Source organism: Pseudomonas sp. YH-1, assembly GCF_051990045.1.
Lineage (GTDB): Bacteria > Pseudomonadota > Gammaproteobacteria > Pseudomonadales > Pseudomonadaceae > Pseudomonas > Pseudomonas nicosulfuronedens.
Window position 1 is genome coordinate 6,680,403 of sequence record NZ_CP178184.1, and the last position, 23,688, is coordinate 6,704,090.

The 23,688-nt window shown below is 61.1% G+C and carries 25 protein-coding genes; 5 read left to right on the forward strand and 20 right to left on the reverse strand.

Features of this window, described 5'->3' with window-relative positions; genetic code table 11:
- Positions 1 to 7: 7 nt before the first annotated feature.
- The 5 genes from ACKI1H_RS31005 to ACKI1H_RS31025 all read right to left on the reverse strand — a co-directional run bounded on the left by ACKI1H_RS31005 (position 8) and on the right by ACKI1H_RS31025 (position 1,786).
- Positions 8 to 442, reverse strand: a complete 435-nt coding sequence (locus tag ACKI1H_RS31005; RefSeq protein ID WP_138526973.1) for a DNA-binding protein — start codon at positions 440 to 442, stop codon at positions 8 to 10.
- Between the two features lie 224 nt (positions 443 to 666).
- Positions 667 to 960 (reverse strand): hypothetical protein, encoded by a 294-nt coding sequence (locus tag ACKI1H_RS31010; RefSeq protein ID WP_138526972.1) that lies wholly within the window; start codon positions 958 to 960, stop codon positions 667 to 669.
- Between the two features lie 3 nt (positions 961 to 963).
- Complete coding sequence (gene pflM, locus ACKI1H_RS31015; RefSeq protein WP_138526971.1) at positions 964 to 1,299, reverse strand: lysogeny maintenance protein PflM; 336 nt, start codon at positions 1,297 to 1,299, stop codon at positions 964 to 966.
- Positions 1,300 to 1,302: 3 nt separating this feature from the next.
- A complete protein-coding gene (locus ACKI1H_RS31020) occupies positions 1,303 to 1,521 on the reverse strand; it encodes a hypothetical protein (RefSeq protein ID WP_138526970.1) in 219 nt (72 codons plus the stop codon).
- Positions 1,514 to 1,786 (reverse strand): hypothetical protein, encoded by a 273-nt coding sequence (locus ACKI1H_RS31025; RefSeq protein WP_045217776.1) that lies wholly within the window; start codon positions 1,784 to 1,786, stop codon positions 1,514 to 1,516. Before ACKI1H_RS31025 ends, ACKI1H_RS31020 begins: the two co-directional genes overlap by 8 nt.
- A 110-nt stretch (positions 1,787 to 1,896) precedes the next feature.
- Between ACKI1H_RS31025 and ACKI1H_RS31030 the strand changes: the two genes are divergently transcribed.
- Together ACKI1H_RS31030 and ACKI1H_RS31035 are read left to right on the forward strand one after the other, a co-directional pair.
- Positions 1,897 to 2,163, forward strand: a complete 267-nt coding sequence (locus tag ACKI1H_RS31030; RefSeq protein ID WP_440467311.1) for a DNA-binding protein — start codon at positions 1,897 to 1,899, stop codon at positions 2,161 to 2,163.
- 324 nt (positions 2,164 to 2,487) lie between these two features.
- On the forward strand, positions 2,488 to 3,786 hold the full coding sequence (locus ACKI1H_RS31035) for a hypothetical protein (RefSeq protein WP_440467312.1): 1,299 nt from the start codon (positions 2,488 to 2,490) through the stop codon (positions 3,784 to 3,786).
- 148 nt (positions 3,787 to 3,934) lie between these two features.
- On the opposite strand, the gene ACKI1H_RS31040 is transcribed toward ACKI1H_RS31035, so the two are convergent.
- The 15 genes from ACKI1H_RS31040 to ACKI1H_RS31110 all read right to left on the reverse strand — a co-directional run bounded on the left by ACKI1H_RS31040 (position 3,935) and on the right by ACKI1H_RS31110 (position 18,479).
- Entirely contained in the window at positions 3,935 to 5,257 is a 1,323-nt protein-coding gene (locus tag ACKI1H_RS31040; protein ID WP_440467313.1) for a hypothetical protein, read from the reverse strand.
- A gap of 1,034 nt (positions 5,258 to 6,291) precedes the next feature.
- Positions 6,292 to 6,579, reverse strand: coding sequence for a barstar family protein (locus tag ACKI1H_RS31045; protein WP_138527014.1), 288 nt, complete (start codon positions 6,577 to 6,579; stop codon positions 6,292 to 6,294).
- Positions 6,576 to 6,962, reverse strand: a complete 387-nt coding sequence (locus ACKI1H_RS31050) for a hypothetical protein (RefSeq protein WP_138527015.1) — start codon at positions 6,960 to 6,962, stop codon at positions 6,576 to 6,578. The genes ACKI1H_RS31045 and ACKI1H_RS31050 overlap by 4 nt, the downstream gene beginning before the upstream one ends.
- 294 nt (positions 6,963 to 7,256) lie before the next feature.
- On the reverse strand, positions 7,257 to 7,949 hold the full coding sequence (locus tag ACKI1H_RS31055; RefSeq protein WP_440467314.1) for an SOS response-associated peptidase: 693 nt from the start codon (positions 7,947 to 7,949) through the stop codon (positions 7,257 to 7,259).
- Positions 7,950 to 8,008: 59 nt separating this feature from the next.
- Positions 8,009 to 8,353 (reverse strand): hypothetical protein, encoded by a 345-nt coding sequence (locus ACKI1H_RS31060; protein WP_440467315.1) that lies wholly within the window; start codon positions 8,351 to 8,353, stop codon positions 8,009 to 8,011.
- A gap of 55 nt (positions 8,354 to 8,408) precedes the next feature.
- A complete protein-coding gene (locus ACKI1H_RS31065; protein ID WP_440467316.1) occupies positions 8,409 to 9,425 on the reverse strand; it encodes an isocitrate/isopropylmalate dehydrogenase family protein in 1,017 nt (338 codons plus the stop codon).
- Positions 9,422 to 10,066, reverse strand: a complete 645-nt coding sequence (gene can, locus ACKI1H_RS31070) for a carbonate dehydratase (protein WP_017519617.1) — start codon at positions 10,064 to 10,066, stop codon at positions 9,422 to 9,424. Before can ends, ACKI1H_RS31065 begins: the two co-directional genes overlap by 4 nt.
- A 63-nt stretch (positions 10,067 to 10,129) precedes the next feature.
- Positions 10,130 to 11,374, reverse strand: a complete 1,245-nt coding sequence (locus ACKI1H_RS31075; protein ID WP_440467317.1) for a C69 family dipeptidase — start codon at positions 11,372 to 11,374, stop codon at positions 10,130 to 10,132.
- A complete protein-coding gene (locus ACKI1H_RS31080) occupies positions 11,349 to 12,737 on the reverse strand; it encodes a flavin monoamine oxidase family protein (RefSeq protein ID WP_440467318.1) in 1,389 nt (462 codons plus the stop codon). The genes ACKI1H_RS31075 and ACKI1H_RS31080 overlap by 26 nt, the downstream gene beginning before the upstream one ends.
- Positions 12,738 to 13,063: 326 nt before the next feature.
- Positions 13,064 to 13,516 (reverse strand): ribosomal protein S18-alanine N-acetyltransferase, encoded by a 453-nt coding sequence (gene rimI / locus ACKI1H_RS31085; protein ID WP_081516411.1) that lies wholly within the window; start codon positions 13,514 to 13,516, stop codon positions 13,064 to 13,066.
- On the reverse strand, positions 13,513 to 14,343 hold the full coding sequence (locus ACKI1H_RS31090; RefSeq protein WP_440467319.1) for an energy transducer TonB: 831 nt from the start codon (positions 14,341 to 14,343) through the stop codon (positions 13,513 to 13,515). The genes rimI and ACKI1H_RS31090 overlap by 4 nt, the downstream gene beginning before the upstream one ends.
- 115 nt (positions 14,344 to 14,458) lie before the next feature.
- The gene (locus ACKI1H_RS31095) at positions 14,459 to 14,974 is read right to left on the reverse strand and encodes a DUF6160 family protein (protein WP_138526722.1); all 516 of its coding nucleotides are present in this window, start codon (positions 14,972 to 14,974) and stop codon (positions 14,459 to 14,461) included.
- An 18-nt stretch (positions 14,975 to 14,992) separates the two neighbouring features.
- Positions 14,993 to 16,561, reverse strand: a complete 1,569-nt coding sequence (locus tag ACKI1H_RS31100; protein ID WP_440467320.1) for a hypothetical protein — start codon at positions 16,559 to 16,561, stop codon at positions 14,993 to 14,995.
- A gap of 1 nt (position 16,562) precedes the next feature.
- Complete coding sequence (locus ACKI1H_RS31105) at positions 16,563 to 17,645, reverse strand: hypothetical protein (RefSeq protein ID WP_045211242.1); 1,083 nt, start codon at positions 17,643 to 17,645, stop codon at positions 16,563 to 16,565.
- A 228-nt stretch (positions 17,646 to 17,873) separates the two neighbouring features.
- On the reverse strand, positions 17,874 to 18,479 hold the full coding sequence (locus ACKI1H_RS31110; RefSeq protein ID WP_440467321.1) for a hypothetical protein: 606 nt from the start codon (positions 18,477 to 18,479) through the stop codon (positions 17,874 to 17,876).
- Between the two features lie 217 nt (positions 18,480 to 18,696).
- Here ACKI1H_RS31110 and mksB point away from each other — a divergent pair, with 217 nt between their 5' ends.
- The 3 genes from mksB to mksF are packed head-to-tail and all read left to right on the forward strand — an operon-like array spanning position 18,697 to position 23,568.
- The gene (gene mksB / locus ACKI1H_RS31115) at positions 18,697 to 19,974 is read left to right on the forward strand and encodes an Mks condensin complex protein MksB (RefSeq protein WP_138526719.1); all 1,278 of its coding nucleotides are present in this window, start codon (positions 18,697 to 18,699) and stop codon (positions 19,972 to 19,974) included.
- Entirely contained in the window at positions 19,964 to 20,737 is a 774-nt protein-coding gene (mksE, locus tag ACKI1H_RS31120; RefSeq protein ID WP_138526718.1) for an Mks condensin complex protein MksE, read from the forward strand. The genes mksB and mksE overlap by 11 nt, the downstream gene beginning before the upstream one ends.
- Positions 20,734 to 23,568 (forward strand): Mks condensin complex protein MksF, encoded by a 2,835-nt coding sequence (gene mksF / locus ACKI1H_RS31125; RefSeq protein WP_440467322.1) that lies wholly within the window; start codon positions 20,734 to 20,736, stop codon positions 23,566 to 23,568. The genes mksE and mksF overlap by 4 nt, the downstream gene beginning before the upstream one ends.
- Positions 23,569 to 23,688 lie beyond the last annotated feature (120 nt).

Here is a 23,688-nt window from a genome sequence, read left to right on the forward strand (position 1 = left end):
CTCGCCGTCAGGACTTGCTGCTGTCGGAGGGTTTATCAGCGGCGGGCTTGTCGCTGGCCGGCGGCTGGGTTGGGCGCTGGGCTTGTGCCTGGGGTTGCTGCTGGCGGCTCGGTGCCGGGGTGTGCACGTCTTTGCCGGTGGCGAGCAGTTCGGTCAGCACCTGGGTGTTTTTGGTGTTGCCGAAGCGGTCCTTGGTCGGACGGACCACGGTGGCGAACTTGCACAGCACCGGGGAGCCTTCGAAGACGATGGCGTCGAGCAGGGTCGGCTCGATGTCGTACTGGGTGATTTCGAAGCCCTTGGCGTTGCCGCGAGCGCCTTCGGGAATCGGCGAGATGGCCTGCACACTGGCGAAGACTTCGCCGGAGGTTTTCGAAGTGAAGGTGTCGGTCTGGATGACCCAGAGTTCGACTACGCCGCCAGTGGTTGCAAACATATTCATGTGAAGCTCCTTTGCCTTTTTCGGGCATGAGTTGGCCCGCTGCTGCAAATTGGGCGCGTTGGTGGCCGTCTTTCAGCGGGTGTGGTGGTGCCTGGGTTTTGCGGTGGTGCGGGCGGTGAGTGGGGGCAACACAAAGGGCTCTGCCCTTGTCATCCCGCTCTCGCCGCCGAGGGCTCAGGAGCGCGGGGCGGTGGTGCTGCCCCTCACTCCCGAGCGGAGGCTATTCAGGGCGGGGGACGGTCAAGGGTGCGCTTCGCCCGGCGCTCCGTTTGTCCGAACGAAAAAGCGCGTTCGGACAAGCCGGTGCGGCGGCCCTGGACCTGATTGGCCTTTGCGCAGGCAATGGCTAGGGCGAGCAGCAACACCGTGGTGGTGCGCAGGCTACCGTCAGGATCGGCAAAGACGAGCTCGGCTTTGAGGTCTTTCTTCGATGGTTCGAAAACCGCCGCCACCAGCATCAGCAGCAGGCCCAAGGGGCCGAAGAAGAAGAGCAGCCAATTGAAAACTTCATCAAACATGGCTCAGCCCTCCAGCTCGAACGGCTCGCGCACAGGGACGAAGGGCGTCGGCCTGCCACTGTCGTAGATAACGTGCCAGTACTTCGGGGGACGGAGCGCGGGCATGTGTTTCGCGCAGGTAAAACCCGGTTCCACCCGGTACGTCGAGTGGATCGAGCGCCACACTCCCGCGACCTTGGCCATCGTGGTAACGACCGTGAAGACTCGCGTAGGGCGGCACTCGGTGCAGGGTGTGGACTGGGAGACTACGGGCTTCGCCAGTTCGCGACGGGACCAACAGACAGAGCAGTCGCAGTCCGATGCATGCGGCTTGCCCTGGTAGGCGCGGAGTAGGTTCATGGCTCATGCCCTCACCCCACGCACTCGGTAGCCCTGCAGGGCACGTTCACGAGTCAGGCTCCAGGAGCGCGGAGCTTCGGCATTGGAGGGAAAGCCGGAGACGGCTTCATCAATCCATTGCTGGCATTCCACGCGGGAAGTGCCTTGATGAACACGGTGCCAACGGCGCTGGCGGGTCGGACCGTGGAAGGTGCACATCTCAACCAGATAGCGGTTACTCATCGTCGTAGTCTCCTTGGCAGAAGATCGACTTACCCCGGTCGAGGTCGCGGCGGATTTTGTGGAGATTAATGACGCGGCGGCGGCCAATCTTGGCGGTCGGCACGGTCTTGGTTTCGACCCAGCCACGCACCACGTCTTCCGTGATGTCCTCTAGGCCCAGCATCTGAGCGAATACCGCCTGGGAGCAGAACGGAGCGGTGCGGAAGTCCGTGACCTTTTCCATCGCCCCCGTGACGGTGAACCCCACTATTCCAGACTCTTCCATGGTTTTGCCCTATAATAAAAATTACACTTACTGAGTAATATCTACTAAGTAAGGCAAACCATATATCTAGATTGCTACTGAGTACAATCTACTAAGTAGAATATTTTGGCATGATAAAAGACCGCCTTATAACCTTGTTCAACAAGGAGCGGACAAGCGTCTGGTTCGAGAAAGAAACCGGTATTGATCGTTACCGGTGGGGAAACGTGCGCAACGGAAAGGCACGTATCACCGATGCGGAAATCGAGGCCGTGATAGCCCTTTTTCCCCATTACGCCCTTTGGCTGGTGACTGGAGAGGTTGCGCCTGAAAGCGGCCAAACCAGCCCTGAATACGATGAGGCCCACCGAAACTTGGCCGGACAAGACGCGGGATAGAGATTACCCAGAAGGTCGCTAGGCGTTGGTTTGCCCGAGAGAAATCCGCCAGGAAAACGTGAGGTAAAATACTAATCCCAGGCCATACCCCTCCCAGAGCAGGTAGACATAGCTGACAAGTAAACAGGGCGCTCCATTTTCAGCATTTTCTTATTGGCACTGGATCCAGTCAGTACGCGTTTCAGTCGGACGACTATATCCTCAGAAATCCGACAATGGAAATACCCCCTATTCCCGCTGAGGTTAAGCGTATTAGAACTTAAAACCTAGAAAAAGAAGACCAACACGCACAAGCCTGAATCTCATCACAAAAAAGGAATTAAGATGCGCAGCGCATTTGAAATACCAATCGACATTCAGTCTATGAACTTCACGCAAGGAAGAAAAGAAGACATCACAAGCGCTGGCATCAAAGATCTTTCAACAAAAATATGGTTTATAGTACCGCTCAGCACAGATGAAATAAAGCCCGGAACTTATGAACTAGACTCGGAGCATGGAAAAATCCAAGTCAAGTTTATACACATTAAAAACGAGCATGAAGACTTAATACTTAGAGAATCAAGACATTTCGTCTTAGTTCCTGACGAAAAAGGAAAGCCTTTTGTCCCCACACAGTACCTAACGGATAACCGAGGACAATACCCATGTGTCGCAGTAGAGGTAGTGTTCCCCTATAGACTAGACGGCGACATCCCCAGGAGCCCTGGCACACCGATGACCGAGGATGAAAGAGAGCGCATGGAAATATTGGGATTAAACCCAATGCCAGAAAAGGTCTCAGCATTAATCGCTACAAATCGAATAATAAAAAAATTATCTCCGAACAGCAAAGTAGTATCCGCTTCAGAAGTAACTGCTTTACATACGACTCACGAGAATAAAGATCCTAGACGCACCATAGCCAAGACTATTAGCCTTGTCACAACTGAAAACGCGTTCAAGGACGCCGTGGCAGATTACTTCCTAGGAAAATCGAGAGAAACGCTAAGCTTAGCTCTCATCGCTCTAAGAAGGGAACACCCTGAGCCACCTAGCAGCGAAGAAGAACTAAACGCTCTAGTTCTATCCGCAATTGATAAAGTACTTACACATCACATTGAAACTCGCCGACTAGTTCATCCATTTTGGGATGGGTCTCGAACAATCAAACATGACGGCAAGGAGCTTGAAGTCCCAAGATCACCCAAGTCCGAAACAGAAATTCAGCCCACTCTCCATGTACTGCTACAGATGGCATTGGAGCCATTTGGAGTTCATGTAATACGGGAAAGCGATGAAGGCTCAGGCTCTTTAGATTTCAGATTCGCCGCCACAGCGAACTCCGAACCGATATCTATCGCAGCGGAGTTCAAGCTTGCACAGCACAAAGAATTAAAAGCTGGAATCAGCCGTCAACTACCAATGTACATGGACTCGATCCCATGTATGCATGGAATATTTATTCTAATGTGGTTCAAGGATATAGAAGGTAAATTTTATTCTGAACCTAAAGGGCGATCAATTGAAGACGTAAGAAATTTCCTAAAAGACTTAGCAAGCAAACCTAGCAATCCAAAGCACACTATCACCTCACGGGTAATAGATTGTTCAATTCGGCCATCAGCGTCAAAACTAAGATAACCCCTAAAAATCACGTTTCTTATCCGCTCACGATCTGTCAGTCAACGAGGAACGCCAAAGCCCTCGTTGACGACCCCTCAGATAATTCCCCCAAGTCACGGGCGACGCTCATAAAGAAAGCTGAAAAACAATAGACTCAAAATAGAGATCAACCTATTTTTTCTGAGTCAGTAGTCGAGCCTTGGGTTGCTGCAACGATCGGTGTGACTGTCGCGCTCGACACCGAGTCACCTTTACTAAGTTTTACTTTTGCCAGCTCCTTAACAGCATCGACAAATCCGGGGATAGACTTAGAGGCATCCTTTATCAAGTCTGAAGATAGCAACTCATGCCATGGGCTACCATGAGTTGCCTGCTCAACCAAGCGAAGAGGCAACTCGTCAAATCTAGTTAGCGCAGACGCCAATAAACTTGCCTCCATATTTTTATCTATCTTGGCAGCCTCCCGCCTAAAACCCTCATATGCTCTTGATATTGACGCTTTAAAAGCATAGTCCTCGGACAATCGAAACCTTTGACCAATCTGCTTAGTAGACAGCCATGCAAACCAAATTGGTCCACCGACCGAGATTGCCGAAAGGAGAATATTCAATAGAACCATCGACTGCGAAACATTAGGCTGCATCGCCAACTCGCTCAATCTATGGAGTTGAATTGAGCCGACCACTCCTCCAATTACCAACGCCCCAACCAATCCAAAAACCCATTTCCAAACTGAAGAATTGAGTTCTATAGAGCGCTCATGAAATGCCGCCGCCAAGCCAACAGAAGTAGCAGATGAGTACGCTGTCTCGCAGCGAGATATTATTTCATCTGCATCCTTTTTACTGTCACTCAACGACTTATCAACATGTTCAGCGCTATCACGAATAGACTTTATTCTGACACGATCAGAGTCAGCATCCCCCAGTAGCTTTTTGATCTTATCTCTGTCTTCTCTCAACAACTCTATATCGGACGGAAACTGCTCTGCAGCCTCATGAACCTCTTCAATCCTTGTGATCAAGCCCTCCATTTGAGAAGCTCTCGGAGTCAGCTCTTTTACGCGAAGCTCCATAGCTCTAATTTCTTTTTGTAATTTCCGAAGAGATCGAGCGGCTTCCGCTTTCAAGTCTGCTTCAAAAACTTCCGATATCAAAGTTCCTCGTAACAGCTCCAACGTAGAATGCAATGAATTAACAACCGCTAATCCGTTACCCCAAACCTGAGGAGCTGTATTAGCTCTCATGAACTTTATTTTTGCAACACTATTGGTTAGATAGTTATCATATCCATTGGTGCTTTCCCCTGCATTATCCGCAATAAGAGTGGCCACCCCCTTAATATAGTCACGCAAGTCCTCCCTATTGAGCCCCGGAAAACTCCAATTATTATGCGCAATATTGAGAGCCTCATCATTAGGCATGGCGGAGTAAATATCAGAAGAAAGGCCTTCAAGCTCATCTTTTAGCTTCTTAAAAAGCTCATGCATACATTTCCTCCAAATAAAAAGAAAAATAAACCACTCAGAAAATACCGTTATAAATTAACCCATCGGGCTAAACGAGCTTTCCGCTGTGCAATACCGCTCCTTCATCAGATAGCTCCTATCCGCACGATCTCTACCAGCCCGAGCTGCCCAAGCTCGGCATTGCTCCCGAAAGTGCACCTTCGCTCCCTTTCGGCATTCTCGATACTCAACGGAACCCCAGCCCTGGTTCCGGCAGACAGATCCACCGTCAATCACGTTGTTAACTACAACCCACTCAGCTAGATAGCCACTGCCACCACCCCAGCTCTTTATCCACTGCGAATCACGCTCCTGGGTGTAATTTTGAGCACTGCCCTGCCGAGTTATTCGCTGGTCCCGCTCGGCCTGAAACTGCGCTAGGTATTCCTGAGACACCATGCCTTGGGGCTCAGACGCTACCTGCGGAGTACGGACGCGCGGCAGCTCGCCGCCGTTCTGGCAACGGATCACGTTTTCATCGATGGCATTCCCACCGTTCAAGCAATCGCGCAGTGAGCGACGATTTGAGGCTTCTGGCGCGGTTGAGCGATGGGCTACTTCAGAAGGAGGTGCCGGAAGGTCCTGAGGATCTTCGGCAATCGGAATACTCTCTTCGACGGGCGCAGGGGTCGAGAGACGATCTACGAAAGAACGGAGAAGAGGCCAGGTCAGCGTGAGGACTGTAAGCAGCACCATGCCGCCAAACAGGTGCAGAGCGTTCCAACGAAAGGCCTTGCGCCGCTTCCGAGTTATCCCCTCTCGCTGCCGCTCACTACTTTCGCGACGCATCCATTCGCGGTCATCCAGTCCCATGGTCCTTCCCTGCGTGCATCCGTACATGGCATGTGGCCATGTCGAAGCTAGCGCGAGACGCCAGTACCCGTAAAGACTCTAAGGGGACTACATAAGGCCAATTGTCAGAAACAGCCGGTTGAAATGAGGCTTCGTCGCCCAGGAAAGGCCCGGTTTACTGAGTTTTTGGGCGGCCTAGAGGCTCTCATGCGACTAATGGCTGATCATCGGTAAATGACCTTCGGTGCCTCAGTCGGGTATTTCTCATTCATCTCGCCAAGCAGGTCCATCAGCTGCTTCGACTCTTGCGGCATAGTCACGGAAAATGCGGACCACCCCTGGAATTCCAACACCTCCGGCATATCCACCAATCCCGTGATGGAATCCCAGAAAGCGTCCCAATTCCGACCATACCAATCGGGAAATTTCAGGGCTTGCGCCAAACACTCATGCAGCTCCTCTTTACCCTGCACGTCACCAAGATCAATCGTAACGATCTGCGGGCGGGTCATTCGGGAATGTCCTGCGGCCCGGCGTCCATCAGCTCCGCTGGCAAATGAAGCGCCAGCAGCTCAGCAGATGTACCCGTGAAGTGTTTCAAGACATACGCCATCTGACGCAGATAGATATCCACCCACTTGGAGTACGCGGCGGCATTGGGCTGCAACGGTCGATCCTGCATGAAGGCGTGGGCTCGGGCGAGAAACAACGGAATGACGTCGTAATTCTTGCTGAGGTAGAGCCCGATGCAGTGGTTGACGAAGCTAACCAAGGGGTAGAGACCCGAGGACATCCGATACGCCTGATCGGGGACAAGGTCGGAAGTATTCAGAATCTGATGGAGGCGCTTGAGCTTGGCACGCTCCTCCTTGGCCCCAGGAATCGACAAATCCATTTCCGCCTACCGCTCCACTATGTGGTCCAGACCCTAGCGCGAGGTGCCAGTATCGGTAAAGCCTCTGGGGTGACTACATCGGGGGTATTGTCAGAAACAGCCTGTTGAAGTGGGGTTTTGTCCACGCTGAAAGGCCCGACTTACAAGGCTTCGAGGTGGCACAGGGTGACTCTCATGCGATTCATAATGCTGATGTCCCAGGTTCAAGTCCCGGTGTAGCCACCATCTCTCGAAAGGGGTTTAGCGACAGCTAAACCCCTTTTCTTTTGCCTGCGGAAAGTCTACGCGCTCGACTCATTCGGCATCCTCGATTAACTCCTCCGCATCATTTCTCGTGTCATTCACCCGTAATGACACCCGGTACCCCGTAAAGTCTCCCCGCGCATGGTGAATCAAATCGCCCAGCGCTTCGCTGCAGGTAGCAGCGGATAACCATTCCTCGAAGCTCTCCGACGTCAACACCACGGGCATACGATGATGAATGTGCTCGATGCTGGGCACGGCGGACCGGGTCAGCAGGGCGCAGGAGAGGACGGGGGCACCGTTGGGATTTATCCACAGGGACCAGAGGCCGGCGACGGCTATGACGGGGTTGCTGGGGCTGTGAATGAAGTAAGGTTGATGGACCTGACGGCCGGCAGCGTTGCGCAGAGTCTCCTTCTCGTTCCACTCGTACCAGCCCAGGGCAGGCATGAGGCAGCGGGTACTGCGCAGGGCCTGGCGCCAGAGGGGTTTTCCGGCGGCTTCTTCACTGCGAGCGTTGAACGAGAAGCGTGGAGGAGTGGATTGCTTCCACCAGGTAGGGATAAGGCCCCAGCGGGCAGGGAGCAGTTCGAGCTGGCCGCTTTCGTCGTTGCGCAGGATGGGCACGCTCATGGTCGGGGCGACGTTGTAGCAGGCCGTCATCCAGCGCCGCGGTGTGCGCGCGCCGATGTGCCAGTAACGTTCGATGGCAGCCTCTTCGGGGCTGACGTAGCGTCCGCACATGCCGGGCACCGTGAGAAGAGTGGTGCTTTGAGCTTAGTTCGCCGGTATACCCAGCGACGTCAATACGGCGAACGGGACTGGCCCAGGTGCTTGGCGGCGGTGTCGAGCAGAAACCACAGCGACAGTGGCACACCAAGGAACAGGAAGGGAATCATCAGGAGCAGCCCGTAGCCAACCCAGGCAGTGATGTCCACACCACCGGCCAGGCAGTCATGCAGGTTCTTCGCTCCACCCTGGCAGTTGGTGTAGGTATACCCCCAAGAGCCCAGCTGCCAGCCGATTCCGGTACAGGCTGCAGGTATGACGGCAAGCAGGTAGCGCATCGGCCAGGTAAAACTTGGGGCCCGCCAGAACAGAAGTAGTGGCGGAACGAACAGCGCGAGAGCGAGTATCAGCAGCGTCATGTGTGCGCAGATGTCTCTTTAGAGATAGAGCACGCTAGCACAACAGCGAGCGCGCTCAATGACTCGATGTTTGGCTCAACCGCTCCAATACTCCCCGCCCAATCACCCGCGTCGTCTCATTCCCGAAATCCACACTCCCCTCTTCCTGCAGGAACGCATCCACCGCCCCATCGATGTGATCTGCCAATTCCGGCAACTGCCAGTAATGCCGCAGCAACATGCCGGCGCTGAGGATGGCGGCGAGTGGGTTCGCACGGCCAGAGCCAGCGATATCGGGGGCGCTGCCGTGGACGGGTTCGGCCAGGGCGATGCCCGTGCCGAGGTTAAGCGAAGGCGCCAGACCCAGGCCGCCGCCCCAGTGGCTGGCGAGGTCGGAGAGGATGTCGCCGAAGAGATTGGTGGTGACGATGAGGTCGAAGGCCTCCGGACGCTCGACCAGTTGCAGGGCGGCGACATCGACCAGGCGTTCGTCGAGTACGTCGCTCCAGCCGTCTTCGGCCAACCGGTCGCGACAGGTGTCGCGGAACAGGCCACAGGTGAGCGGCAGAACGTTGGCCTTGTGCACGAGTGTGATGCGCCGGGCCTGGCGCAGGCGGGCCAGTTCGGCGGCGCCAGCGGCGAGGCACTCGCAAGCGGCGCGGCTGATGACTCGCTCGGCGATGGCGACGCCTTCGGCTTCCCAGTACTCGCGGCCGCTGTAGAGGCCTTCGCTGTTCTCCCGCAGGACCAGCAGGTCGATACCGGCGCGGGGCGATACGACTGGGCGCGAGCGCACAGGGCGCAGGTTGAGGTTCAGCGCCAGCCTCTGGCGCAGGCTGAGGATGGCGCTGCGGTAGCCATCGACCTTGTGGCTGGGCGAGGAGACGGCGCCGAACAGCCCGGCGCTACAGGCGCGCAGGCTGTCATAAGTCGCATCAGGGACGGAGGTGCCGTGGCGCTGGAAGCAGTCCCAGCCAGCTTCGGCTTCTTCTACCAGCAGGCCGGGCAGCAGGTGCTGCAGGATCTCCACAGCGACGGGTACGACCTCACGACCGATGCCGTCACCGGGGATGACGCAAAGGCGTCGGCTCAAGACTGGCCGAGCGGGCGCAGGCGGTACTGCGGCGGCAACTGGTCGAGGCCACTGACGGTGACGTTGAGGTCCTTCCAGATGCCGTCCTTGATGCCGTAGATGCAGCCGTGCACGGAGAGCTTCTGGCCGCGGTGCCAGGCGTTCTGGACGATGCTGGTGTGGCTGACGTTGGCGACCTGCTGGATGACGTTGAGCTCGCAGAGGCGGTCGACGCGCTCTTCTTCCTTTTCGAACTGGGCGAGGTGGTCGCGGTATTCGTAGGCGAGGTCACGGATGGTGCGCAGCCAGCCGTCGATCAGGCCGAGCTGGGTGTGGTGCAACGCGGCGCGCACACCGCCACAGCCGTAGTGGCCGGTGACCAGGATGTGCTTGACCTTGAGCACGTCGACGGCGAACTGGATGACCGACAGGCAGTTGAGGTCGGTATGCAGCACGACGTTGGCGACGTTGCGGTGGACGAACAGGTCACCCGGCAGCAGACCGACGATCTGGTTGGACGGCACTCGCGCATCGGAGCAGCCGATCCACAGGTATTCGGGGGTCTGCTGGCGAGCCAGTTTGGCGAAGAAGTCGGGGTCTTCCTGCTTGATGGCTTCGGCCCAGCGGGCGTTGTTGTCGAACAGTTCCTGCAGGTCGCTCATGTCCGGCTCCTCATCATTGGCTGGCGGCACCTTACGCAGCACGGGCGTGACTGACAAGCCGCATCAACGCACAGCATTCAACCGCCACCAGCGCGACGGGCGCGGCGCGTGCTGCAGCGCCAGCTGATGCCAGGCGTCGTGCCAGGCCTGGCCTTCGGCAGCAAGACGCGGCCAATCCAGCGTGCGCCGATCCAGGGCGCTGAGCAACTCGGTTTCCAGCCAGCCGTGGCCGGCGCGCAAAGCGTCGGCGAAGCCGGGGTCGGCCAGGGCGCGTTGGTGCACCGTCTCGAAGCGCCACCAGAGTGAGTCTTCCACAGCATCGGTCTCGCGGCTGAGCAGCCCTTCCCCGGCGCGCTCGTCGAAGCCCAGCGGCTGGAACATCGACAGGCAGGGCGCAGAGGTGGCGGTCGCGGCGAGGCGCGGGGATTCGCCATCGAGTCGGGCGATGAGGCTGGCGGTGGTCTGAGAGGGGCGCCAGAAGCTGCCGGCGTGGAGGCAGATCTGCCGGTTGTCGTGCAGGTTGAAGCGGTGCCCGCGATGGCCGTGACTGCGCAGGGCCACCACCAGCGCCAGCCAGTCGACCTGCGCCGGACAGTGGGCGAGGAAGTCCTCGTTGAGCTGGCGGCGCTGATGGGCGCCAGCGACCCAGGGCAGGACTCGGCCATCGAAGGCGCGGGCAAAGTGGAAATCGCCACGGCCATTCCAGCAGCCGAAGCGGCGCGCTTGGGTTTCCAGGTTGGGGCTGGCGAGGTCGTATTCATGGCCCAGGGTCAGGGCGTTGGAGATAGCCCAGCGCTCGACCTTCTTCGCCGCCCACAGGCGACCGGCGGTTTCCAGCACCCAGGCTTCGTCGCGGTCGGCGATCAGGTAACTGTTGTCGTAACGCATGCGCTTGTTGCGGTAGCCCGCCGGACCGCCCTGGCCGTATCGCTCCAGCAGTTCGGTGATCACTGCCAGCGCCTCGCGAGCGCTGCCTCCACGCTCCAGGCCCAGGCGCAGCAGGTCCATGCCGAGCAGGGCTTCGCCGTCGCGCTGGGTCAGCCTGGTGAACACGGCTTCGTTGCCGATGGCCACCCCCCTGTCGTTGACGCCCATCTCGGCGCCCCACAACCAGGCCGGCTGGCTGAGGATGACGCCGTGCCGATTGGCGGTCTGAGGGATCTCCAGATAACTGGTGCGCACCTTGGCCGCGCTGTCGCCGCTGACCACGGGCAGGCGGATCAGGCGTTGCGCTTCGGCGGGTTCGCGGTCGCTGTTCTTGGCGAACCAGGTAGCCCCGCCGCTACGCAATACCAAGGTGTCGCACATAATCTTCCTCCCCGTGATCTTCCCGCGCGCCGAGCACTTCCCGCGCCGCGCGCTCCCCGGCCTCCACGGCCCCGTCGAAATAGCCCATCCAGCGCGTCGCCGTTTCTGTGCCGGCGAAGTGCAAACGCCCGTAGGGTTCGCGTAGGCGCGCCGCACCGCTGCTCCACAGTCCCGGCGGGAACAGGGCGGCATAGCAGCCCCGGGCGAAGGGTTCCTCGGCCCACGATTTGTCCACGTAATCCAGCGGCTGCAGCGCCTGCTCGCCGAAGTAGCGGGCGAAGCAGTCCAGCACCTGACCACGGCGATCGCCGGCGGGCCGGGCGTTCCATTGCCGCGCCTCGTCGCCCTCGATGAAGCCCAGCAGCACGCCGCGCCCGGAGTCAGGGACGCTGTTGTCGAAGGTCAGGCGCACCGGGCCGGTTTCACTGGTGGCCTGCCCGGAGAGGTTCCGCTCGCGCCAGAACGGCTTGTCGTAAAGCGCCATGCACTTGATCACCGCCCCCTGGGGGAGGCGCTGCAAGAGCTGGTCGCGCCAGCTGGGCAACAGCGGCTCCTGGGTGATGCGCAGCAGTTGCGTCGGTGGGATGGCGAAGATGACGTGGCTGGCCTGGTGTGTGCCGCGATCAGTCACCAGTTCGACGCAACTGCCGTCCTGGCGTACGGCACGCACCGGCTCCCCGGTATGGACGTCGCCCAGGCGCTCGGCGAGGGCTTCGCTGATCCGCTGGGAGCCGCCGAGAATGCGCTCCTGCTGGGCGCCACCTTCGACGCCGAGCACGGTATCGAGGTTGGTGCCGCCATGGATATAGAAGAGAACATGCAGGAACGAGAGGTCATGAGGACTGGCGGCAAACACGGCACCGCACATCAGCTCGAACACCTTGCGCCCGGTGGCGGTGCGCACATTGCGCCGCAGCCACTCTGCGAAGGTGAGGCTGTCCCACTGCGGCGCCTTGGGATGCAGGCTGGGGTCGCCCAGCGGGATCTCCCGCGCCATGCGGTCCAGGCGAACATGGGCCTGAAGGACATCAAGCAGTACGTGAGGAGGAAACTTCGGAATGGTGCCGCGATACGGCCGGAGCCGGCCGCCGAAAAGCGTGAGGTTATCGCCCTGGTTCCATTGCGGATAAGTCGACAGGCCGAGTTCAGCCAGCAGGGAAAGGATGCGCTCCTGGGTCGGACCGACCCACTGGCCGCCCACCTCGACCACTTCGCCGCTGGCAAAGCGATGGTTGAGGGTACGCCCACCGACGCGCTTGTTGGCCTCGATCACTTTCACCCGCCGCCCGGCTTGCGCCAGACGCCAGGCCGCGGTCAGCCCCGAAATACCGGCGCCCACCACGATCACATCGCTGCGATTCATGTTTGCGACCTTATGTTCTTGTTGTTATTGGTCTTAAGGGTAAGCCAGGAATCACCCTCGGAAAAACCCGATCCGCAGGAAATTTCTCAAGAATTGCGAGGGAATCGAGGCGGCGGATTCCTACGCTTTGTCGAACATGCGGAGTAGACCTGCTGGAGCGGGCGATGCGCCCGCTCCTACACATGTACAGGTCTGGCCCGGGAGCTTTCCTAGGATGGGTGGAGCGCAGCGATACCCATGCTGCAAGCGCACCGATTGATGGGTATCGCTGCGCTCCACACCATCCTACGTCCAGGTCAGCGCGAAGATGCCCGCTTGGCGGGTGCTCAGTCGACCAGCGTGCAGGCCATCACCAGCGCGTCTTCACGACCGCCGACAGCCGGGTAGTAGTCGCGGCGGCGGCCGATTTCGTTGAAGCCATAGCGCTCGTAAAGGCGATAGGCCGGGCCGTTGGAGGCGCGGACTTCGAGGAAGCATTCCACCCCACCCTTTTCGTGGGCGCGCTTCATCAGGTGTTCCAGCAGCGCCAGCCCAAGACCGCGGCCCTGGCTTTCCGGCTTCACCGTGATGTTGAGCAGGTGCGCTTCATCGAGGATCAGCTGGATCACGCCGTGGCCGACCTGCTGGCTGCCTTCGAACATCACCCAGCATTCGTAGCTCTTCAGGCCGTCGGCGAAGGTGCCGCGTGTCCAGGGGTGGCTGAAGGCGGCGTATTCGATCTTGAGTACGGCATCGAGGTCCGCCTCGGTCATCGGGCGGAAGGAAACGGCGTCGCTCATGCAGGGTTCTGACTCATCCAGCGTTGCCGCACACGGCGCATGGCGCGCCAGAGGTCGGCTTTCAAGGTAGGTTCTTCGGCCAGGCGCTCAAGGCCCGGCAGCGCCCAGGCAACGCCCAGGCCTTCGACCTGCAGCTCGCGCAGCAGGGATTCTTCATCGCCCTCGCCGGCGAAGCGCACGGCAGGCATGCCAACCAGCCACAGGCAGGAACATGGGGCCCCCTCCTCCAGCCGTGCAGCGACAAAGCCCTGGACGAACTCGCGGGCGGCTTGCGGGCCCTGGTCCATGTTGCCACGGGAGAACAGCGGCCAGCGGACGGGCTCACCCATCAGTTGCGGGCTGTCCGGCAGGCCGGCGGCGCGCAGCAGGTCCTTCAACAGCAGATACGCCGGATCACGACTGGCCAGTGGTTCACCGGTGGGCAGCTCGACGAGCAGGACGCATTCGCCAGCACGCAGCAGCTGCAGGGCAAAGCGCGGCGGCGGTGCAACCGGTGCGCGGACGGCCGGTTCGGCGTCTGCCTCGGCCGGCTCTTCAGCCTTGATCGGCGAGGGCTTGGTCGGAGCAGCGACCTTGGGCAGCAGGCGCGCGGCAATCGAGCCGGGCTCTCCGGCGGTGACCGGCGCAACCGACGGTGCAGCGACCGAAGCGACAGCCTCACGTGCCGCGACGGCGGGTGCAGCAACCGTGGGCTCGGCGACGATGGGCGCAGGCGTTTCCAGCAGTTCCGGGCGCGACGGGGCGGCGAACGGCAGCACCACGCGCGGCAGCCAACTGGCGACCTGCATGGCGCCAAGGTAGGCGCGGCGACGGGCTTCTTCGATCAAGGGGCGTTTACCTGTGGGTGGTACCTGCACGGGCAGGCCGACACGACGAGGCGGGATTGTCGCGTGAAACGCGCCGGGGGGAAAGGCCGGCGGGCGGAGCGCTTGTGCGAATCGCTTACGGAGTACCGAAGACGTAGACGTTGCCGGTGAGCTTGACTGCGCCGGTAGCCTGGTAGGTGAGCAGGTTGGTCTGCTGCAGGCCGCTGCCGGACACCTTGCCCTGGTTGGCGCCGCCCAGGGTGAATTGCAGGTTGGTGGCGCTGGCGTTGGTCAGGCCGATCTTCATGGCCTGGCGGTTGAACAGCGCGCCGTCGCCATTGAAGCCGTTGTTGATGGTCACCATGTCGATGGACATGCCGTCGAAACTGAAGGTGCCCTTGATGTTGTCCAGCACGATGTAGCCGGTGCTGTTGAGCGGCTGAATCGCCAGGCGCGCGCCGCAGCCGCCGGTGCAGCGGGTATCGCCGGGGTTGGCGGCGAGATTGAAGTTGACGCTCAGGCTGACACCATCCTGGCCGCTGACATCGGCCATTTCGCTGTCGTCCAGGCCGCGCATCTCGCCGTGGGCGGCCACGGCAGCCAGCACCAACAAGGGGGCCAGGAGTCGGCTCGAAAGGCGTGCGGTTTTCACGGCGAGTCTCCTCATGCGCTAGCGCGGCAGGTTCACGGTACGGACGTTCAGGTAGTCGATACGCAGGCCGCGAATGGCCTGGGAACCGACATCGGTGCCGCTGATGTTCAGGTTGCCGATGCTGATATTGCTCTTCTGCACGTTCTGGTAGAAGGCCTCGTGGTTGGCCCAGGTGACGCCCGGCGCGCTGAGCATCAGGTCGCCGTTGCTGGCTACCGAGAGCGTCGCCGGCTGGTAGTTGGCGTCGCCCAGGTTGAGGTCGAAGTAGACGTTCTTGGCCACCACCTTGTTGGTGTCCGCGCAGTTCTCGCAGCCAGCGATGATCAGCTTGTCGGCGTACATTTGCAGGCTCATGGAGGCCTTCAGGCCAGCCGCATCGCCCCACAGGTTGAGGTAGGAGCCGTTGAGGGTGAAGTTCTCCAGGGCGATGGAGAAGAAGTCGGTGCGGGTGGTGGTAGCGCCAGCGCTGCCGTTGCTGTTGTAAGCCGTGCTGGGCAGGGTGAACTTGGTGGCAATGCCGATATCCAGGCCCTGGATGCGGGTGCCGGATGAGCTCTGCATGGCACCCGCAACCAATTGCACCGTGGAGACGTTCTTCTCGGTGCGGGTAATGGTGCCGCTGACGCAGGTAGTGGCGCTGCCACCTTGGGCACCGCAGAGCTGAACGAACTTGTCGTAGTCGCTGGCGCGCTGGCTCAGGGTGACGCCGTTGCGGCTGACGTTCCAGGCGGCGCTGAGGTTCTGCTGCGCGGTGGTGAGGTCGCTGGTGCTGGTGTTGTAGGTATCCACCGAGGCGTTGTAGTTCTTCACCGCGGTGTTGTTGTTACAGGCGGCGAGGATGCCGCAATCGTACTTGGTCCCCAGCGCCGGGCGGTCCACGCACCACAGTCCGCAGACCTGCGTGGGAGCGGCGTTGTAGCGGGTGTTCATGCTGTTGTAGTTGGTCTTCTGCGTCACTTGCGCCGTATTCACCTGCGCCTCGCGCTGGTTGACCACCACCATGTCGGCGTCGATACCGCTCTTGAGCGTCACCATGTTGTTCGAATAGGTGGTCAGCAGCGTGTCGCGCTGGGTCTTCAGGGCGCTCAGTTCGGCGTTGATCTTGTTGGTCGCCTGGGCCGGGTTGGTGCAACCGGCGTCGCCATACAGGCAGCCCTGGTAGTAGGACCACAGGCCGAACTTGTGGGTGTCGTTGATCGGGTCGGTCCAGGTCGGCGTCATCAATTGCAGCGCCTCCTGGTTGGCCGGGATGTTCAGCCCTGCCTTGTACTTCACCGGGCCGAGGGTAAACGGGTGCATGGGCGTGCCGAGGTAGGCCTTGGTATCGAGCGTGCCGCGCTGACTACCGGCGCCTTTTATATAGGCGCCGGTGATATCCACCTGCACATCCTGATTGGCACTGTTCTTCACCCCGGTGATCTTCGACGTGGCAGCGGCCTGGTCGTAGCTGAAGCCATCGATGAAGAAGCCCAGGCCGGCGCCGCTGACTTCTTCCAGTTGATCATCATCCAGGGCCTTCATGCCCAGCGCCGGCAGGCTGACCAGGCAACCGGCGAGGCAGGCCAATGCCGCTGCGCGCCAGCCCATGTCAGCAGCCCGCCGCTTGCGAGCCCATGCAGGTGGACTGCCGGGGCAGGCCGCGCAGGGCGTCGTAGAGGTTGATCAGGATGGGATACACCGCGTCCGCGCCGCTGCCCACCTTAGGGAAGTTGGCGAAGGCGCCGGACTGGGTGTTGACGAAGTTGCCGGCGTTGGCGAGGTCCTGCCAGGGCACGTTCTGGTTCTGCAGGGAGAAGAAAATGCCCTGGGCGCCGGTATTGATATCGGTAGAGCCCGGCTTGCCGATATAGATCGTCTTGTAGTTGGTCAGGTCGAAGCAGGTCGTCAGGCCCAGCGCCTGGCAGTTGCTCGTGGTCGACAGGGTCGGGATCAACGAAGCGATCAGGCCGCCGGCGTCCGAGTGCAGCGAGTCTCCCTTGGCGATACCGATCTGCTCGGCGCGGTTGATCGGCTGGCCGTTGATGGTGGCCTCACCGGTACCGGCCTTGAGCAGCACCACGTCGGCGTACACCGGGGTATCGCCGGCCACGGCCAGCGCCAGGCAGTTGATGATGTTCGGGCAGCCATTGCGTGTGTAGTAGTCGTAGGCGATGGAGGCCGGGCCGTAGATCTGGCCCTGCAGGTTGCCGGTGATCGACAGGATGTCGCCGGAGAGATCGCCCTGCGCCTTGCCGAAACCAACCCGCGCCCCCACCAGCTGGCGCACGCCGTTATTGGTCTGGAAGGCAAACTCGACGTAGGGGTCCTGGATCTGGAACGGCACCACCTTCGCGTCGGCGGTATTGGCGTTATCCACCCGGCCGAGGGCGAAGTTGTTGATCAGGATATCCGCCGGCTGGCCGGAAACGGTGGTCGAGCCGGTGCGGCTGTAGTTGCCCAGGCTCAACTGATCGATGTTGGTCAACAGACTGATGTCGGCACCGAAGTTGAGCCGGGTGTACTGGTAGTTCTGGTAGGTGGAGGCGTCGACGGTGAGCATCGCGCCCTGGCCGGAGATGGCGGACAGCTCTTCATCGTCCATCGACTGCATGCGCGCCTGGGCGGAAAAGGCCAGCAGGCCGCCACAGAGCAAGGCAAGGGCACGCATGAGCGGACCGGAGGACTGACGCATGGCACTCTCCTTTCCCGGGGCCCCGTCGTGCGGGGCACCTGTTGTTATTCGTCGGGCGTATCGGGTCAGGAAACAGGTCGAGACTCGGCGCCGTGATGCCACTATAGGAATTCACCCGCCACGGCGGGCCGACCCATAGTCGAGTAAATCGCTTCGAACGATAGACGAGCAAAGGAAAGTCCGGACCGGGTTGTTACCCATCGTCACACCCGGGTGACAGCCACAGGCTTACTGGTGGCGGAACAGGCCAATCAGATGCTCGGCAATCGCGCCCTTGATGGCGTCGAGGTTCAACCGCGAATGCGCCTGCAGCTTGGCGGTGTTCAGGCGGTGCAGGTGCAGCGAGGGCATGCGTGCCTCGTACTCGCGCAGGTCACCCTTCACCAATACCGGCAGGAAGATGTCTCCACGCATGCGGTAACGGTTGATGAGCAGCTTCAGGCCATCCTGGAAGGGCAACTCCCGCGAGGCCACCAGCCGGTGCTCGCCGGGAATCTTCAAGTACAGGCCGCTGTAGCCCATGGTCTCGCCGGGCAGGATGTGGATGCCGGTGGGCTCTACCGCGTCGCCGGGGATGTCATGGAAGGTGTCGAACCAGGCCTGCTCGTCCGGGAGGATGGTGATGCCGCCTTCCTGGTTCTCCGGAATCACGAAGCTGTAGTTGCTGTAGAGCTTCTCGACGTACGACGAGTAGATGCACAAGCGATTCTCGAAGCGCTGCAGGAAGGCGATGGCTTCGTTGCGATCAGTGATCGCATCCAGGTCCCAGTCGAGGTCGTTCTGGCGTTCCAGTTCGGCCCAACGGGCTTTGGCGAGTGCGGCGTCGTAGGTCATCGGCGTAAATCAGACTCTGATATCTAGGTCTCTGATACAGACTTTGGCAAAAAACTTGCCAGAAAATTCAGCCATTTAGGCCCGATTTTCCGTGAGATGCGTCACACGGACACTGCTCGTGCAGTCGCAAACTGACGCGTTTCGTCACCCTGTCGGCCAGGGGTAGGCCTTTGCAGTACAATCGCTCCCTTTGTTCATTCCGGGCCCAACCAAGCCGATGATCGACCCACGACGCGTACTACGCGCCCTCGCCGAACACTGGGTGCTGCTCGAACCGCTGTGCGAGCGCTTCGACGCCGGCACCCTGAGCCTGGTGGAGCTGCGCATCCAGCTCACCAGCCAGCTGCCCGACAGCACCCCGGTGGACATCACCGCCCTGCTCGACCAGTGGGTCCGCCTGGACATCCTCGTCCCGGTGGCCAAGAGCCCCAACCGCTTCGAGCTGAACGCGCAGATCCACGACTTCCTCGCCTACCTGCGCCAGGAGCACCGCCTGGGCCTGTGCCTGGAGATCGAAGCCTACCTACGCCACCTCGAGCGTCTGGCCGGCTATATTCGCGAAGCCTTCGAGGCACGCGACGGCAACGACCTGGCCCGCCAGCTGCGCCTGCTCGACATGCGCGTGCGCGACGTGCTGAAGAAGCTCGCCAACGACGAACAGGCGCTGGTTGCCGTGGCCGAACGGGCCAAGACCCAGGACCGGCAGATTCCGCTGCGCCAGCGCTATGCGGAAGTCCTGGCGACCTGGGACGAATACGTCGAACCGATGATCCAGCTGGTCTCCGCCGATGGCGCCTTCGAACAGGGCGTGCACCGCGTGGAGCAGGTGCTGCTGCGCCTGCTCAGCGAACAGGCTCGCCTCGGCCAGCTGGTGGATGACGACCAGTTGCTGCGCACCCATGCGCGCATCCTGGAAATGCAGACCACCGCCCAGCTCACCCTGCGCCGCGCCCGCGAGCTACTGCTGCCGCTGCGCGAGGAAGCCCGTCGGCACAACGCGATCACCCGCGGCGCCGCCTTGGCGCTGTCGGTCATCCGTCGCAAGGGCATTGACGCCGTGCCGCAGGCCGCCCTGCCGATGTTCACCCGGCCGCAAAGCAACTTCCTGGGCACCGCGTCCCAGGTCGAAAGCTACGTCTTCGCCCTCGCCAGCTTCCAGCCAAAGCCGGCGCACTTCCCCAAGGCCAGCGGCAATCGCAAGAGCGATGGCACGCAGCGCTCGCCGCGCACTGCCAGGGAAATGCTCGACCGCTGCCAGGCCGCGCTGCCGCTGCCGGACCTCATGCAGTGGCTGCTGGAGCAGGAGCCCGAAGGCGCCACCGACGAGCTGCTCTACTGGTTCTCGCGCCTGTCGCGCGACGCCCGCTTCCAGCGCGACCGCCTCGAGCGAGCGCAATACGACACTCTCCAGCACAGCGTCAGCCTGTGCTCCTTCGCCCTGATCGCCGGCCCGACCGCTGGCAAGGACAGCAAGAGCGAATCGCATGCAGATTAATCTCACCGAAATGACCCAGCTCGCGCCGATCTTCCGCGAGCTGTTCAAGGGCTTCCACATCAGCCGCCGCGACCCGGAGCTGTACAGCCAGCTGTCCAACCAGCAGGACGCCTACCGCGCGCTGTTCCGCAGCCTGGGCTACGAGCTGGTCTGCGATACCCGTGGCTTCTACTACTTCGTCCCCGAGCAGATCGGCGCCCAGGTGAACAAGACCGCCCAGCGCCTGGCGCTGTTCACCTTCATCCTCGTCGAGCACCTCGCCGACCAGGGCCGCGACCCGCTGGCCGTCCTCGATGGCGGCAGCATCGGCCGCGACGAGCTGCCGCCGCTGCTGGAGAAGTACCGCGACCTGTTCCTGCAGGCCGAGGTCACCACCCAGGAAGAACTGGAAGAGAAGGTCATGCGCCGCCTCACCCAGCTCGGCTTCGCCGCCGAAGACAACGGCGTCTACCGCTTCCTGCCGCCGATCCACCGCTTCCTCGATGTCTGCCTGTCGGTCCAGCAGGACCGCGACCTGGCTGCCAACCTGCACGCCAGCGAAATGCAGTTCACCGCGCCGATGCTGATGGAAGAGGACGACGAGCCGGTAGTGATCCTCGAGTCCTACGCAGAGGAACCCGCTGCCGACAGCGAAGACGCCATCGTGGTGATCGACGAACCCGCCACCGTTGCTGATTCCGCCAAGACCGAAAGCGCCGAAGAAGAGAGCGAAGAAGACGCCCTCGCCCGCGCCATCGCCGAAGAACAGGAGGCCCAGGCATGACCCAGGAACGCTACGGCATCCGCCGCTTCGCCCTGCTCAACACCGCCGGCTACAGCCTCGGCATCTTCCCGCTGGAACAGCCGCTGTCGGTGTACGGCGCGAACAACCTCGGCAAGTCGGCGTCGATCAACGCGCTGCAGTTCCCGATCCTCGCGCGCATGTCCGACATGAGCTTCGGCAAGTACAGCCTGGAAGCCTCGCGCAAGTTCTACTTCGCCACCGACACCAGCTACATCCTCGTCGAGCTGGACCTGCCCAACGGCCGCCATGTGATCGGCGTCGGCGGCCGCGGCCCGGGCGGCGGCTTCGGCCACCAGTTCTTCGCCTACCAGGGCGAGCTGGACCTGGAGCACTACCAGAAGAACGGCACCTGCCTGCGCCTGCGCGAGCTGTACGCCAACCTCGAACGCGAGGGCATCAAGTCCTACGAGCTCAAGCCTGACGAGCTGCGTCGCCTGCTGGTGGGCGGCCACACCTCGATCCCGCTGGACCTGACCCTGATCCCGTTGCGCTCCACCAGCGAACAGAGCCTGAAGACCTTCCGCTCGCTGTTCATCAACCTGCTGCACATGCGCGAGATCACCGCGGCCAAGCTCAAGCAGCTGTTCCTTGATGCCTTCGAGCACAGCCTGCGTTCGGGCAGCGTCGATTACATCGCCGCCTGCGAGGAAGCCTTCCGCGACGTGCGCCGCATGGAAGGCGACTACCAGGCCCTGGTCGCCGCCGGCCCGCTGGTCGAGGCGCTGGCCAACGGCGTGCAACAGCGCGAACTGCTGCGCGGCAAGATGCACCGCCTCTCGCCGCTGCTGGATAACCTGCTCGGCACCTGGGAAGACTATTCCGGCGCGCGCAAGGAAGAGCTGGTCATCCAGGCCGAGCACTACAAGCGCGAGCAGGACGGCCTGCAGAACGAGCAGCGCGGCAGCACCGCCGAACTGATGCGCCTGGAGCGCGAAATCAGCGAAATCCAGCGCTGGATGGGCGAACTGGCCGTGCTGAAGAACCGCTTCGCACTGGTCGACGACGTCAAGGTGCTGGAACAGCAGCTGCTCGCCGCCAAGGACGCCCACGACGAACTGGCCGGCGCCCTGGCGCACTCCCGGCAGTTCTCCAGCGAAGACCTGGAAGAGCGCATGCGCGACCTGGAGAAGCGCCTGAAGGGCGTTCGCCAGCAGCTCGAACACGCCGACAACAACAGCTACGCCCGCCTGCGCGAGGAGTTCTCCCAGCAGGACGTCGAGCGCCTGATGCGTCTGTTCAACGGCGCGCTGTTCAGCCTGCCGCTGGGTGAAAAGGGTGTGGACCTTGACGAAGCCGGCCAGTGGGTTGGCAGCGTCGAGAAGATCCTCGATGCTTTCAAGGGCGAGCGCTTCGAAGTCCCCGGCCTCTCCATCGATATCTCCAGCATCGAGCCGCCAGCCCTGCAGGCCCTGGCTGACCGCGCCGCCCTGCGCGATCAGAAGGAGCGCCTGGAGAAGGAGCTCAAGCAGCTCAAGACCCAGCAGGCCGTGGCGGCCGACCGCAACGCCAGCAAAGCGCAGGCGGACAAGCTGTACCAGGACGTGCTCGACGCGCAGAAGGCACTGGAAGACTTCCGCCGCAGCCAGACCCTCAGCGCCGAGGAGCCGGGCAAGCTGGAGCACCTCGCCCAGCTGGAAGCGACCCAGGACGAACTCAAGCGCTCCGCCGACGCCTTCACCGAGCGCGTCCAGCAGCTCTCCGCCAAACTGCAGCTGATCGGCCGCCAACTGGCCGACATGGAAGCCAAGCAGCGCACCCTCGACGACGCCCTGCGCCGCCGCCAGCTGCTGCCGGCCAACCTGCCCTTCGGCATCCCGTTCATGGACCCGGTCGACGACTCCATGGACAACCTGCTGCCGCTGCTCAACGACTACCAGGACACCTGGCAATCGTTGCAGCGCGTGGACGGCCAGATCGAAGCGCTGTACGCCCAGGTACGCCTCAAGGGCGTGGCCAAGTTCGACAGCGAAGATGATCCGGAGCGCCGCCTGCAACTGCTGATCAACGCCTACGCGCACCGCACCGACGAAGCCATGACCCTGGCCAAGGCGCGCCGCGCGGCAGTCACCGACATCGCCCGTACCCTGCGCAACATCCGCAGCGACTACGACAACCTGGAACACCAGCTGGCGTTGTTCAACCGCGAGATCAACAAGCGCCAGGTGTCGAACCTGCAGAGCTTCCGTATCGTGCTGGCGCCGAACAAGGACGCGCTCAAGCACATCGACCAGATCATCCATAGCGCTGGCCAGTACGAAGAAGGCGAGAACCTCTCGGTCTTCGACCTGACCCAGAGCGCCGAGCAGGATGCGAAGAACGAGGAAGCCAAGGACTACCTGTCACGCCTGGTGGCGGCGAACAACAATCAGCTGGGCCTGAAGGACCTGTTCGAGCTGGCGTTCGAGATCACCAAGATGGGCGGCCAGCCGATCATGCACACCGACATCGACGGTGCGGCCTCCAACGGCACCACCATGACCATCAAGGCGCTGACCAACATGTACCTGTTGCTGCACCTGATGGACCGCGAGCAGGCCGGCCGCGTACGTCTGCCCTACTACCTCGACGAAGCGGCGGACATCGACGAACGCAACCAATCGGCGTTGCTGGAGACCAGCCTGCAGCTGGGCTTCGTGCCGATCCTGGCGAGCGTGAAGCCGCAGGTCTCGGCCCAGGTGGCCATCGACCTGGAAGGCGGCAGCGGCCCCAACGGTATCTACATCGACGAGGCGGACTGGAAGTACATCCGTCGCCGGGATACCGAGAAAGCAGCGCACAACGATGTGGAAGCGAGCGCCGAGCCGGCGTGATGCTCTCGCAGCGTTAACTAAAAAGCCCCGCCATGCGGGGCTTTTTCCTTTCCGACTCTGCGTGGCCCTGCTCTTGTAGGAGCGAGCATGCTCACAAACCGCATGACACCGAAGCCCATT